Source organism: Cyclonatronum proteinivorum (genome assembly GCF_003353065.1).
In the GTDB taxonomy this organism is placed as follows: Bacteria; Bacteroidota; Rhodothermia; order Balneolales; family Cyclonatronaceae; genus Cyclonatronum; species Cyclonatronum proteinivorum.
This window is the reverse complement of sequence record NZ_CP027806.1, coordinates 1,306,242-1,320,000: the sequence shown is the minus strand read 5'-3', so window position 1 is coordinate 1,320,000 and position 13,759 is coordinate 1,306,242. Positions and strand designations below refer to the sequence as shown.

The window sequence follows — 13,759 nt, the reverse complement described above, 5'->3', positions numbered from 1 at the left end:
CTTTTATGCAGCTCCCCGCGGCTTATCGCAGCTTTACACGTCCTTCATCGCCTCCCCATGCCTAGGCATCCACCGTGTGCCCTTGATTCCTTCTGTAGAATTTGCTGTCCGCTTCCACTGTCTCCAGCTTTCACCCGCTACAACCCCGGCGCTTCGCACCAAAATCGCAGCTTCCGGCCCGCGGCCACCAAATCCGTCATCAAGGTGTGATCAGTCCCTAATGGGCTGACCCACACACTTCGTCGCGCGTCCACTTCCCTGCACAACCGCCAAGGCGATCCTGCAGCGCATACACGCGCAACGTGCTTGTACTTACTTACTTTACTTCTTTCTTTCAAACCTCAATACGTCAAAGAACAGTGCCTGCAGCTGCACCCGGCACGCATCCCGAAAGATACCACCGCAGCCAGCCTGCCGGCTGTGTTTCCGCCCCGGGAATCGAACCCGGACTCGCGTCCAACGCGGAATCTGTTAATCAAACAATCAGACTTTTCCTCGGTAATTGCACCCGACAGCAAACATCAGCATTTGGCTGTTGGCTTTTAGTTATTGGCTTCTGACCTCTGACTTCCGTCTTCTGTCTTCTGTCCTCCGTTTTGTGGAGCTAACCGGAGTCGAACCGGTGACCTCCTGCTTGCAAGGCAGGCGCTCTAGCCAGCTGAGCTATAGCCCCTTTAGGATTTTGCACCTGCCGGTGTTGCTTTGCACCTGCCGGCGCTGGTGGTAGTGGGCTTGGGAGGAGTTGAACCTCCGACCTCACGCTTATCAGGCGTGCGCTCTAACCACCTGAGCTACAAGCCCGCTGCGCTTTAAGCCCCGTCACCCTTGCCGGCCTGCGGCCCGCACGGGGTTGGTTCAGGCAATTACTCAGAAGATCGCACAGCTACCTCAAAAGCCGGGCAAACATGCTCCTTAAAAAGGAGGTGATCCAGCCGCACCTTCCGGTACGGCTACCTTGTTACGACTTAGCGCCAGTTATGAGGCTTACCCTGGACACCAGCCTCCCCGAAGGGTTAGCGCGGCGGCGTCAGGTACTCCCCACTTCCATCGCTTGACGGGCGGTGTGTACAAGGCCCGGGAACGTATTCACCGCGTCGTTGCTGATACGCGATTACTAGCGATTCCAACTTCATGGAGTCGGGTTGCAGACTCCAATCCGAACTGGGATTGGCTTTAAGGATTGGCTGCCCCTCGCGGGGTCGCTACCCTCTGTACCAACCATTGTAGCACGTGTGCAGCCCTGGACGTAAGGGCCATGATGACTTGACGTCGTCCCCACCTTCCTCACTACTTGCGTAGGCAGTCTGGCCAGAGTCCCCACCTTTACGTGCTGGTAACTAACCATAGGGGTTGCGCTCGTTGCGGGACTTAACCCAACACCTCACGGCACGAGCTGACGACAGCCATGCAGCACCTTCTGTGGCGCCGGCAAGCCGGTCGGTCACCTTTCGGATCCCTAACCACAAATTTAGCCCAGGTAAGGTTCTTCGCGTTGCATCGAATTAAGCCACATGCTCCACCGCTTGTGCGGGCCCCCGTCAATTCCTTTGAGTTTCATCGTTGCCGACGTACTCCCCAGGTGGTATACTTAATGCGTTAGCTGCAGCACTGATCCTAAAAGGACCAACACCTAGTATACATCGTTTACGGCGTGGACTACCAGGGTATCTAATCCTGTTCGCTACCCACGCTCTCGTGCCTGAGCGTCAGTTGTGACCCGGTTGGCCGCCTACGCCACTGGTGTTCTTCGTAATATCTGTGCATTTCACCGCTACACTACGAATTCCGCCAACCTCTGTCACACTCAAGACTTCCAGTATCCAGGGCCATTTTACCGTTAAGCGGCAAGATTTCACCCCAGACTTAAAAGCCCGCCTGCGCACCCTTTACACCCAATGATTCCGGACAACGCTTGCACCCTCCGTATTACCGCGGCTGCTGGCACGGAGTTAGCCGGTGCTTATTCACCAGGTACCGTCAGGGCCGGTCGAAACCAGCCGGTTCTTCCCTGGTAAAAGCCGTTTACAATCCAAAGGACCTTCTTCCGGCACGCGGCGTGGCTGCGTCAGGCTTTCGCCCATTGCGCAATATTCCTCACTGCTGCCTCCCGTAGGAGTCTGGACCGTGTCTCAGTTCCAGTGTGGGGGACCATCCTCTCAGAACCCCTATGCATCACAGGCTTGGTGAGCCGTTACCTCACCAACTACCTAATGCACCGCAAGCTCATCTACAGGCACCCCGAAGGGCTTTAACAACTGTGGCCATGCGGCCCCGCTGCATTATGCGGTATTAGCCCGGCTTTCGCCGGGTTATCCCCCTCCTGTAGGCAGATTGCTTACGTGTTACGCACCCGTGCGCCAGTCTCATCAGGGGGCAAGCCCCCTGAATCCCCTGCGACTTGCATGTGTTAAGCCCGCCGCCAGCGTTCGTCCTGAGCCAGGATCAAACTCTCCGTTGTAAATTGTTATGCAATTAAGCATCCTAACTAAAAACAACGCATTGTTTGCCTTTGCTTCCTATCATATATCTTTAGAGCGGACATCCGGTAAAACCGAACATCCTAACTCCGGAATCGACTTCTAAGGCTTCGCTATGCGATCTTCTGTCTAATTGTTCACTAAGAAAAAGAACGGTGCAACCTGAAAACGGTGGTGGCAGCGAGCTGCCGAACTTCGTTTTTGTTGCAGATTCCAATGATACGGAATCTTGTAGCCCGTGTCAACACTTAATTTTGAAAGGGCCAAAATTTGTGGCCGCTGTCAAAACCCGTGAGCGCTGGGCGGCCTTAAATATACAACCCAATATCAACCCAACGCAATAGCTTTTTTGAACCAATGAGACAGGGATAAGTTCTGGACAGCGGACGGCGGACGGCAGACCGGGGACAGAAGACAGAAGACAGAAGACAGAGGGTTGGGAGCTTTGGACAACGGTTCGCAGAATGGACAGCGCGGTTCAGGTACTGTAAACGTAATTTGAGATACTAGCACGCTTCAATAAGGATTGAGCCTTTTTCTCAGTTACGGTACAACCTGTATGACTTCAAGGTTTTCGTCAAGGTCAATTACCGCCATCCCAATTCCGATATCTTCCACCTGATCCGGTTGCACGAAGCGGAGGTCGCGTATGTACACCTGCCAGCCGTTGGGGGTACGGCGGGTTTCGTAGTGCGGAAAGCGAATCCAGTTGAGCAGGCCGCGTACATCCGGAGATTGCAGAGCGACCTGCGCAATTTCGTCAGGGGCAATGATTGGAACGGGGTCGCGCTGCAGGGTGAAGGTCTCGGGGCGCAGCCAGTTAATAAAGAACATGTAATAGTGTGTCTCTGACGCAGCAACGCCTGTGCGTTGGGTCACAAGGGCCGGAATCGGGTTGGCCATCACGGCGGTGACTTCTGTTCCCTGAGCCTGCAGGGCTGCACGGGCATGGTGCGTAGTGAGGCGGGCACCGGCATACATCAGGGCCGTGTACAGGATGGCGCCAGTCAGCAAAACAGCCGCAATTTTTTGCGTATGCCTGCGATACAGCCCCGACCATCGCATCCCAATGATGAGCGCCACACCTACACCCCACAAAATTTTTGCCGTCAAAGGTACAATTTCAGCCGTCGTAATCAGCGCTGTGAGGGCCGTCCCGAGGACAATCCATCCCGCAAGTCCAAGCCGGGATTCCGAACGGGCCAGTACAACCCCGGCACCTGTGAGCAGCCAAAACCACGGATCAATGATAAATAGCGTGTCGCCATAAAACCAGGTGCCGTCAAACGGCATCAGCAGGCGAATGCCATAGGTGTTCAGCCAATCAAGCAGCGGATGACTCCAAACCCCGAGAAAGGCAACTCCCAGCAGCCAGCCTTTGTGCATCGGCGGACCGCTTCGCTGTTTTCCCTTCCGGACCCGCCATTTTTGAAGCAGGTGATCGGCCCACAGCATAAAAGCGGTAAGGAGAAACGGCCAGAACAGGAGGGCGAGAATGCCATGTGTCCAGCCCCGGCGCACCAACAGTGCGTAATCGGCGCTCACGAACATCGCAACCGCATCAACATCAGGAATATTTGCGCCGATTATAAGGGTCGTCGTGGCAAGCGCGGTTTTACGCTTCAAACCGGCTTCAGCCATAGAGGCACCGAAAAGCGTGTGTGCGAGAGGATCCATTCTTGTTTTTGACTTCAGTTAAAGACAGGCAGCTTTATGCGTGCCATAGCGTTGCGTGCGTAACAGTCCGGATGTGCCCATTGTTCCACCCGAAAAGTGGCAGGCCCGGAGCATCCCAACCTACAGCTGAGAAAAGCTCAATGCTGTGCCCTATCCAAAAATGGGTTTATTTCAGGTTCACGCGTTTTTTTGGGGGAAACTCCGTGAACATCACGGTCTTTCGTGACAGCTCAGGAGTCCCCAAATCAAAGATAAACCCCTTGCTTTTTTATTCCGTGGCTTATGTCAGCCATCATCATCGAAAAAAAATACTACACACGCTCAAAGCGGAGGCCCCTTCGCTAAACAACCCTGTCCGATAATGAAGCGGGAGACCTTTGTTTTTGAATCAGAGTTCTATGCCAAACTTCGATTGACTCCTACTGCCTTTTTTGCTGTACATCACACCGAAAAAAAGCCCGAAAAGACATGCTTTCCGGGCTTTTTTTACTTTCAGCATAGGGATGATCCCATTGCTGCCAAACTTTTGGCTACACTTATTTCACCAGCATCATTTTGCGGGTGAAGCTTTCTGAGCCGGTCGTCATGCGAACGAGATAGACACCGCTGTTGAGACGTCCGGCATCGAACACGCGCACGTGGCTGCCCGCACTCAGGTCTTCCTGATTGGCGAGAACAGCTACCCGCTGCCCCAAAATATTCACCACATCTATTGTAACAGTTGCCGGAGCACTGAGATCAAAGGTGATATTGGTGGTGGGGTTAAACGGGTTCGGGTAGTTTTGATGCAGCTGCGTGAACTGCGGCAACTCGGTGCCATCCGTGGCTGACGATCCGGTCTGGATTTCAACATCAAGCACGAGTGTTTCAAAGCTTTCAATGGCACTTGCTTCGCTTACATACGCGACACGCTGCACGAAGAAAGCGGATCCGGCAGCAATTGGCTGCAAAATATCGATTTCAATGCTGAACAGACCGGTTGCAGGCTGCGCCTGTGTCTGCCCCCGGTGTACGCGTGCACCGGCAACCAACCCGTCACGGATTGTATCAAACTCAAGGAGGCGGTTTGTGGCTTCCCATACTTCACCCCAGCTTCCGATGGTGTAACTGCTTACATCGTAACTATCAGCGGCTGCACCCTCAACACCAAATGCGTAGGAGAGCCCCTGAATAGCTGTTTCAGCAGCTGCATTAAGGGTGATCAGGATCCGGTCACCGGGCTGCAGGGCTGGAAAGATTTCTTCGGCAATCGGCCCGGATTCGGTTGCAGCATCTCCGTGCGTGTTGCCAAAGTTGAGACCGATAGCGAGCAAATCGGTTTGATTTACAAGACCGGAACCGTCGGTATCGGCAAATGTGGACTCAACAGGCTCCCATGCAAGGGCTGGCTGAGCTGTCCATTCCGTACTTGCGTTTTCACGCGCCGGACCCGTCAAATTCCAGTAAAGTCCAAGCGGAAGGACATCTTCCTCATTTACAACACCGTCGTTATTGGTGTCACCGGGCCATACAATGACTATTTCGGGCTCAACAGGCTCTTCATTGCCAAAGAATACCTCATCCAGCAGCTGCGGCTCATCAGCAGGGCCGAGTTCAAATACGCGATTTTCCGAAGGGTCATCACCAAGCTGCTCGAACCCGTCGAACGGAAGCTCGCGGTCATCACCGGGAGTGATGAAAAACTTGTACTCCACCGGGCTTCCGGCATCGCCTTCAAGGTCAATGCCAACTGCATAGACGCCAGTCATCGTATCAACCAGGAACATTTCATTCACCGGCTGGAATTCGTTGAAATCAGCGCCTACCCAAACCTGATCACCGGCTTCAGGCTGGTAAAAGCCACTTGCCTGCTGCACGCTCATGTTCACGAAGAAAGTAACGTTGCGTACTTCGGGCTCCGGGACGACTTCCCCTTCATCATCACTAAAAAATACCGTATCAAGAACCATTGGAACGTCAGCCGGTCCCAGCTCTAATACGCGGTTCTGCGTCGGGTCGTCACCGAGTTGTTCGAATCCGTCAAACGGGAGCTCACGCTCATCTCCGGCAGTGATGAAAAACTTATACGCTACGGGGCTGCCTTCGTCGCCTTCCACATCAATGCCGACGGAGTAAACGCCATCGGCGACTAAGGTCAAGTGGTTCACGGGCTGGAAGTCATTGAAGGTTGCGCCAACCCAAACGGAGTCACCCGTCTCAGGCTGATAAAAACCAGAGGCCTGCTGCACACTCATATCCACGAGAAAGGTCACGTTTCGGACTTCCGGCTCGGGGATAACCTCGCCTTCGTCATTGTTAAAGAAGAAAGTATCAAGCACCTGTGGCTCATCAGCCTGGCCAAGGGTAAAGCTGCGGTTCAGATCCGGGTCGCCATCAATAATTTCCCAGCCACCGTTGGGAAACTCGCGGCCTTCACCGGCCTCTACGTAAAACTTGTATTCAATATCAAGTCCCGCATCACCTTCCACATCAATGCTAACCTCAAAAATACCATCGCCTGCCGCGTTCATAGTAAAATTTTCCATGAAGCTGGTACCGTTGATATTTCCGCGCACATTTACTTCATCGCCCAAGCTCGTATCGAATAGCTCGAGTTCTTTTTGCACGCTCATATCTACCGAGAAGGTAACAGGACGCACAGGATCCGGCTCGGGAAACTCATCTTCATCATTGAAGAATACAACATCCAGGAACTGCGCCTGCCCGGCGGGACCCAGCTCAAAATTCCGCTCAGGGAGTCCGTCAAGCTCGAAAATATCATTCAGCACGAATTTATAGGCTGCCATTTCACCCTCTTCTCCGGCTACATCAAGGGCAATGGAATAAATACCCGGCGTATCCGATTCGCTCAGCGCAACAGCACTCCAGTCATTAAAGGAGCCGGCAACTGCAACAACATCTTCGCTATCCGGTGTGAAGTTGCCAAGGGCAATCTGAACATTCATATCCACCGAAAAAGTAACGGGGCGCACCGGATCCGGCTCGGGAAACTCATCTTCATCATTGAAAAATACAACGGGTAGCACCTGCGGTTCAAAGGCTTCACCCAGAAGGAAGCTTCGGTCATCACCGATTTCCCAACCGCCATTCGGCAACTCACGATCATCTCCGGCTTGGACAAAGAATTTGTACAGAATTTCTTCGTCTTCCTGTCCAAAAATATCGACTGTACCCGAGAAGACTTGGTTGCTGGTCTCGAACATGGGTATCAACTCGCCAAATTGGGTATCGTTGAAGGAGCCGCGTACAAAAACCTGATCACCAGCCTGCGGCTGAAAGTTGCCAAGCTGCTGCTGTACACTCATATCCACGAAGAACTCAACGGGACGGAAGGGCTCCGGCTCAGGGGGCATCATATCGTTGAAGAAGAACATGCCCAGATCTTGTGTCTGGTTAGCGGGACCAAGTTCAAAAGTGCGGTTAAGCTCGGGATCGTCATTCAGGAGCTCCCATCCGCCATTGGGGAACTCAAATTCAGAGAACTCTTCCGGAACAAAAACGAAGAATTTGAACTCGGGTGAATCCCCTTCATTACCCGGCACCATTACGGTTAGCTCATATACAGCATCATCAATAACCTCCATCTGATCAGTCAGGTCGAAGTTGTTGAATGTGCCCCGCACATAAACATCCATGAAGCTCGGGTTAAAAAGATCAACTTCGGGATCTATGTAGTATTGAAGATTAACACGGAATACAACGGGCCGCAGATCAGGCTGTTCTTCCGGGAGCTCATTGCTGAAAAAAACTTTATCCAAAACCTGAACTATACCGGGCTCACCCAGGTCAAAAGTGCGATCGCCATCAAAAGTTTCCCATCCACCGTCGGGCAAATCGCGGCCGTCACCGGCTTCAATAAAGAATTTATATTCTTCGGACTGCCCCTGCGGACCTGCGATTTCTACAACCGCCTCGTAGATGTCATCTTCTACCAGTGTCATAGGGGTATCGAGGCTCCAGCCGTTGAAAGCACCGCGCGTATAAACAACGTCAGTTAAGCCCGGATTAAAATTTCCGTTTTGACGCTGAACACTCATATCGACCTTAAAAATCACTGTTCTTGTTTCTTCCGCAAGCGGTTGAACGTTTAGCACAAAACCGTTCGGAACAGTAACCGATATGGGATTTCCGTCCCCATTCCGTACATCCGGATTTAGGATTGCAAAATTAAGTGGGCCTTCGCCGGCATTTTCGTCGATGGTAAACCGGAAGGTGACAACCGCACCGTTTCCTTCACCTGTGCCGCTTGTACGCACTACGCTTGCGCCAATGGTAGTATCGTTGAGATTGTCTGCAATGCTTAGGGGATTATTACCCATGAGCGTGCCGGGTTCAATCCCGGTATAATCAGTTCTTGAAGGATCATAACCGATTTCAAGGCCGTAGTAGAATAAGTCTACCGCATTTTCTGCTATAAAAGTTATTTCAACTTCTTCTCCCGGTTGCGGGGATTGATTGCTGAACTCAACATTAAACTGCATAGACTGAGCCTGTATGGCACCCAACCCCATGCTTAGCAGAAAAAAGGCAGCTATCAGGATTTGTACTGCTTTTTTCATGACATCGAATCTAATTGTTCACATTAACCGCCCTTGAATGAAGTATTTTAGGCGATGGATTAGAACGCAAGCGCTAAATGAAAGCGCTTACATTATTCTGGCAATATACTCAAATTCCGAACATAGTTTATAACATTTTATATGTATCACACCCCATAACATAGTACCATCTTGCGAAGAACTGCATTTTACTGCTCATTCGGTAACAACCTGAGGCGTACATCCCGCTACCTTGTCACAGCTTGCGTAAATAAGCTGTTTCGCCAACAGTACCCGCTAAGTTTTATTTGCAGTTTCTGAATCAAAAAGCTCTACAAAATAGCGGGTAATAAGATCCGGTTCGGGTACACGACCGGCATCAGAAGCGATACCGATTCTAACCCCGCCATTGTAACTGATCAGGCTTATTCCCACCCCGAGCATACCTGACTTTGGCACCCAGAACATGATGTCTTCAATCTTTGCACCGGCGAGAAAAAGAGGTCTTCTGGGGCCGGGCACATTTGTTACTACAGCAGAGCATTTACTGCTCAGGAATTTCACCACGAATTGTTCCACTACAAGCGGCATCTTACCCAGAAGGCTTAAAACACCGTACGCGACCCAAGCCTCGCCCGAAGCTTTAATTTCATTCATACGCTGCTGTACGAGACGCAGCCTTTCCTGACTGTTTTCAACCCCAACAGGCAGCTCAAGAAATACGAGTCCAAATTGATTTCCGGTCATTACCGTATCATCACCGTACCGCAAATTTACCGGAATACTGACACGAAAAGATGACGCGCCCTCCGGCTTTTCACCCGTTGTAGTGAGATAACGACGCAATGCGCCGCATGCGAGCCATAGCAGGATATCATTAATGGTGGTTTTGTATTTTGCTGCAAGTGCTTTTACATCTGCAAGTGGTACTGGTGCTGACCAAGCCGCTGTCTTTATGGTCTGAAGTTCGCCTTTAACATGCGTAGCTGTATCCGCTGGCATACTTACAAACTTATAAAGTGCTTTGATGATCCTTTTGATACCTTCACCCGCAGTCGAAAACAGACCGGCATGCTGTTTGCCGGTTCGTCGTACGGGTTTGTATTCACGAATAGGATCAAAGTAAGCGCCATCGGCCGATACAGTTGTAAGGGAAAGCAGGATGCGTACCAAAGCGATACCATCCGCGATACAGTGATGCAGTTTTGCCACTAATGTAGTTTGATCCCGCGTTTCCAGCAGATGTAATTCCCAGAGTGGCCGGCTAAAATCAAGCGGATTGCTTAGCATTTCCTCAACATACTCCTGAATAGCCGGTTGGTGCGGTCTGTCACTTAAATCAACCTGGCGAATGTGATAGCTAAGCTCGAAATGATGATCCGGCACCCAAATCGGGATGGTATCCGGGTTTAGGACACGCTGCCTGAAGCGGTCGAAAATCAGCAGCCTTTTCCGAATGACCTCCTCAAAAACTTTCCAGTCCGGGCTGTGGCCAAGTTTGAGCATACCCGTTATAACCATCTGATTTTGTGGCTGCTCCATACGAAGCCAGGCTGAGTCTGCGCCGGAAAGCACTTCGGCTCTGAGTATTTGAGCTGATGATTGGGCCACGAATCAAATTAATGGGTTAAGCGCTCCATTCAGAGCAGGTACATACAACAATCCGGTTTTATGCTCACGGCCTCGCAAGAATCCCGAAGACGCCGGCTAAACGGTATCACGCCTGATAAAAAGCAGTGTGGCATCGTCACGCATCAGCTTGACTCCTGCTTTTTTGAGCAGTTCTTCGACAATAAGCGATGCGCTTAGTTCCCGTTCGGCAAAAAGTTCTTCCAGACATTCTTTAACCATGCGGAATCCTTTAGCCTGATCTTCTGACATAAATAATTCAGAAAGGCCATCGGTAAAAGCTACAATAACGTCTCCCGGCGCCAGATTAACACTTAATTCATCGAATTCAGCATTGGGCCGGATGCCAAGTACTGTAGTCGATTTGGGCTGCACTTCTGTAACGGTGCCATCAGCCGCATGACAGTGAAGCAGCGGATACTGCATTACATTGCTTACCCGCACAATGCCTTTTTCCGGCTCAAGCATCACGAGTGTGAGGGCGAGGGTTGATTCGTTGACCTGATCGTCGCGAAAAAGTACCCGGTTAAGGCGGTTTAATATGGCTGCCGGACCTGCATTTTCTGTATCATCACCTGATGTCATGACCCGCAGTGATGATCGGACGTACGCAGCATACGCATGTGCGAAAACCCATGCCTTCCATCGCTTACCCATTACATCCCCGAGTACGCAAAGCAGATTTTCATTGATATCGGTATAATCAATAAAATCGCCTCCGGGTATGCCTTCATGCGACTGATGAAAATGGTCAATGGTATAACCCGGTACTTCAGGGGGATCCGGAGCGTCAAGCAGTACTCCTGTTGCATGTGAAGCCGCCTGCATTTCACCGACAAGTTTGCTCCGGATGTGTTCACGTTTGCGAATTACGTTTTTGAGCTTGGATACTACTACATTACTGCCGTCGGTTTTAGAGATAAAATCGTCTGCATCGAGGTCGATGCCTTTGATAATATTTTCTTCCGTGTTGAAGGCGCTCAAAAACAGAAACGGAATTTCATAGAGCTCCGGGCTCATTTTAAGGATATTTCGCAGCCCAAATCCATCCAGCTCGGGCATCATAATATCACAAACGATGGCATCCGGAATGGTTTCACTGAGCACCTCCAGCGCTTCATTCCCATTAGAAGCAGAAAGTACCTCAAATCCGCCTTTGCGCAAGGCGAAGCCAAAAAGCTTTTGCATAGCTACTTCGTCATCAACAAGTAGCACCTTCTTCTTGGTTTCAGTATCAGGCGGATTTATGGTATCAGTCATTGGAGGCTGCAGCAACGTCTAATTTTCACAGAGACCCGAGAGCACTCTGCTCAGTAGCATGAACCTGAAATATATTGTGAAGCTTGGTAAGCTCAAACATCGATTTCACGGGTGGCTGTAAATCTGTGAGAAGTAGTTCGGACCCGGCTTTAAGCGTTGCTTTTAGCCCTTTAACAAGGCCGCCCAGAAAGTTACTATCCATAAAAGTTATCGTTTTAAGGTTGATAATAATAACTTCCGGATTTTCTTCAGCCAATGCGGCGTTTATGGACTTAATGAGCGGAGCGGCTTCTCTTTCAGTACCTTCTTTATAATCAGGCCGAATAAAGACGATTTTCTTATTTTGATGGGTCTTCGATGTATAATTCATACTGTAAAAACGCTAAGAGGTATCCTGCGATACGGCATTTGCTGTGTTATGTGCAATCCAAACCTGAATCCCAGCCTCCATAAAGTCACCGGATGATGTGTCAGGTTATAGCCATATAATCAGTTTAAATTAATCATTTAAACCGTAACTACCATACCTGAATTATCAGCAAATAAGCCCGCCAGTGCGTACTTTACCCTGTTAACCGCAATTTTTCATCAAAACTACCTTTTCACATGAGCCTTGTTCTAAGTGCAGAAATGAAATCCCAGATCGAAAAAAAAGGGATACCTCTTACGGAAGCCGAGCGTCAGCTTGCGCTTTTCAAAAACGGCATCCCGCCACTTAAACTCGCACGGGCGGCTACGGCCGGGGACGGCATCCTGCAGATTGATGCGGATACACAGCAGAAGTACCGGAATCTTTATGAACAAAGTATTCGCTCCGGAAGCCTGAAAATTATGAAATTTGTTCCTGCTTCAGGTGCGGCTTCACGAATGTTTAAAAGCCTCGAATATATGGTGAATACCTATGAAGAAATCTCACAGGAGGTTCTGGAAAAAGATGATGAACACTGCCGGTTTGCTAAAACCTTCATTGAAAATCTCGGGCACTTCGCTTTCCGCGATTCCCTTTACAAGAGCATGAAAGCTGAAGGACTCGATCCTGACGAGCATCTTGCCTCCAGTACTTATAAGCCTTTTATTTCATTTACACTCGGAACACCCGGCCTGGGTTATTCTAATAAACCAAAGGCACTGATCGAATTTCATCGGGATGGGCAAAGCGGTAAGGTTAGCACGTCTCTGGAAGAGCACTTCTCGGAAGCCGCGCTTTATGCCGCAGATGCGGAAAAAAGAGCGCACCTGCACTTTACTGTTTCTCCTGAGTTTGAAGCCGATATATCACATGTAGCGGAAACAATTAAGAAGCGTTTCTCATCTGATGGGTTCACGTTTGAAGTTGAACTTTCCAATCAGCAGCCCTCAACCGATACATTGGCTGTTGATGAGAACAACGAGCCCTTCCTTGATAAAGAGGGCAACATGCTGTTCAGGCCCGGAGGTCATGGTGCACTTATTGAAAACCTGGATAAGCTGGAAGCCGATGTCGTATTCATCAAAAATATTGATAACGTTGTGCCGGATTCTTTGAAGGACGATACCATTCTGTGGAAGAAAGTTTTGGGAGGCTTGCTTATCAACCTCCGGGAGGACGTGTTGACTGCCACGGACCGTCTCCGGAACAGTGCCGATGAAGACGTGCTGCAGGCCACAGCTGCCCTTTGCGAGCAGCGCCTAAATATTTCCCTGCCTGACGAATTTGACGCTTTAACTGCGGAAGAAAAGCGCTCGGCCCTGCTCGAACTGTTAAATCGTCCGATACGGGTTTGCGGCATGGTGAAAAATGAGGGCGAACCCGGTGGTGGTCCTTTTTGGATTGATAAGCCATCCATGCCTAACAAACTGCAAATCGTAGAGTCTTCACAAATGGACATGAATGAGCCTGAACAGCAGCAAATCGTGCAGCAGGCTACGCACTTTAATCCCGTTGACCTTGTTTGCAGCCTGACCGCTGCAGATGGCACCGCGTTTGAGCTTGACCGTTTTACCGATCCTGAGACTGCTTTCATTGCGTCAAAATCCTATGACGGGCGCGCACTGAAGGCACTCGAACGCCCCGGACTTTGGAACGGGGCAATGGCATCATGGATCACGGTTTTTGTGGAAGTACCGATCAGCACTTTTAATCCGGTTAAAACCGTGAACGACCTGCTGCGACCGGCCCATCAGGGCTAATTGCGCTGA

The 13,759-nt window shown here is 50.5% G+C and carries 6 protein-coding genes, 2 tRNA genes and 2 rRNA genes (1 of these 10 running past the window's edge); 1 reads left to right on the top strand and 9 read right to left on the bottom strand.

Translation table 11 applies throughout. From position 1 onward, the window contains the following. The 9 genes from CYPRO_RS05235 to CYPRO_RS05190 form a co-directional block, all read right to left on the bottom strand. A 23S ribosomal RNA gene (locus tag CYPRO_RS05235) occupies positions 1 to 96 on the bottom strand; it reaches 2,802 nt to the left of the window's first position. A 503-nt stretch (positions 97 to 599) separates the two neighbouring features. Further along, positions 600 to 673: transfer RNA gene (locus CYPRO_RS05225), tRNA-Ala, on the bottom strand. A 54-nt stretch (positions 674 to 727) separates the two neighbouring features. Beyond that, positions 728 to 801 (bottom strand) — tRNA-Ile (locus CYPRO_RS05220). Between the two features lie 115 nt (positions 802 to 916). Further along, positions 917 to 2,458: ribosomal RNA gene (locus CYPRO_RS05215) — 16S ribosomal RNA — on the bottom strand. Together the 16S and 23S rRNA genes with 2 tRNA genes alongside form the textbook arrangement of a ribosomal RNA operon. Before the next feature lie 562 nt (positions 2,459 to 3,020). Beyond that, positions 3,021 to 4,154: a metal-dependent hydrolase gene (locus tag CYPRO_RS05210; RefSeq protein WP_114983604.1), complete on the bottom strand. Its 1,134-nt coding sequence runs from the start codon at positions 4,152 to 4,154 to the stop codon at positions 3,021 to 3,023. A 536-nt stretch (positions 4,155 to 4,690) separates the two neighbouring features. Then, entirely contained in the window at positions 4,691 to 8,713 is a 4,023-nt protein-coding gene (locus tag CYPRO_RS05205) for a T9SS type A sorting domain-containing protein (protein WP_114983603.1), read from the bottom strand. 276 nt (positions 8,714 to 8,989) lie between these two features. Next, the gene (locus CYPRO_RS05200) at positions 8,990 to 10,303 is read right to left on the bottom strand and encodes a wax ester/triacylglycerol synthase family O-acyltransferase (protein WP_124245532.1); all 1,314 of its coding nucleotides are present in this window, start codon (positions 10,301 to 10,303) and stop codon (positions 8,990 to 8,992) included. Between the two features lie 96 nt (positions 10,304 to 10,399). Further along, the gene (locus CYPRO_RS05195; protein ID WP_114983601.1) at positions 10,400 to 11,581 is read right to left on the bottom strand and encodes a PP2C family protein-serine/threonine phosphatase; all 1,182 of its coding nucleotides are present in this window, start codon (positions 11,579 to 11,581) and stop codon (positions 10,400 to 10,402) included. 25 nt (positions 11,582 to 11,606) lie between these two features. Then, positions 11,607 to 11,951: an STAS domain-containing protein gene (locus tag CYPRO_RS05190; RefSeq protein ID WP_114983600.1), complete on the bottom strand. Its 345-nt coding sequence runs from the start codon at positions 11,949 to 11,951 to the stop codon at positions 11,607 to 11,609. 236 nt (positions 11,952 to 12,187) lie between these two features. Between CYPRO_RS05190 and CYPRO_RS05185 the strand changes: the two genes are divergently transcribed. Then, a complete protein-coding gene (locus CYPRO_RS05185) occupies positions 12,188 to 13,750 on the top strand; it encodes a DUF4301 family protein (protein ID WP_114983599.1) in 1,563 nt (520 codons plus the stop codon). Positions 13,751 to 13,759: the final 9 nt, after the last annotated feature.

What these genes read in the sequence shown, in the direction of transcription:
- CYPRO_RS05210 (WP_114983604.1), bottom strand. Translation starts at nt 4,154, where the DNA reads ATGGATCCTCTCGCACACACGCTTTTCGGTGCCTCTATGGCTGAAGCC.
- CYPRO_RS05205 (WP_114983603.1), bottom strand. Translation starts at nt 8,713, where the DNA reads ATGAAAAAAGCAGTACAAATCCTGATAGCTGCCTTTTTTCTGCTAAGC.
- CYPRO_RS05195 (WP_114983601.1), bottom strand. Translation starts at nt 11,581, where the DNA reads ATGACTGATACCATAAATCCGCCTGATACTGAAACCAAGAAGAAGGTG.
- CYPRO_RS05190 (WP_114983600.1), bottom strand. Translation starts at nt 11,951, where the DNA reads ATGAATTATACATCGAAGACCCATCAAAATAAGAAAATCGTCTTTATT.
- CYPRO_RS05185 (WP_114983599.1), top strand. Translation starts at nt 12,188, where the DNA reads ATGAGCCTTGTTCTAAGTGCAGAAATGAAATCCCAGATCGAAAAAAAA.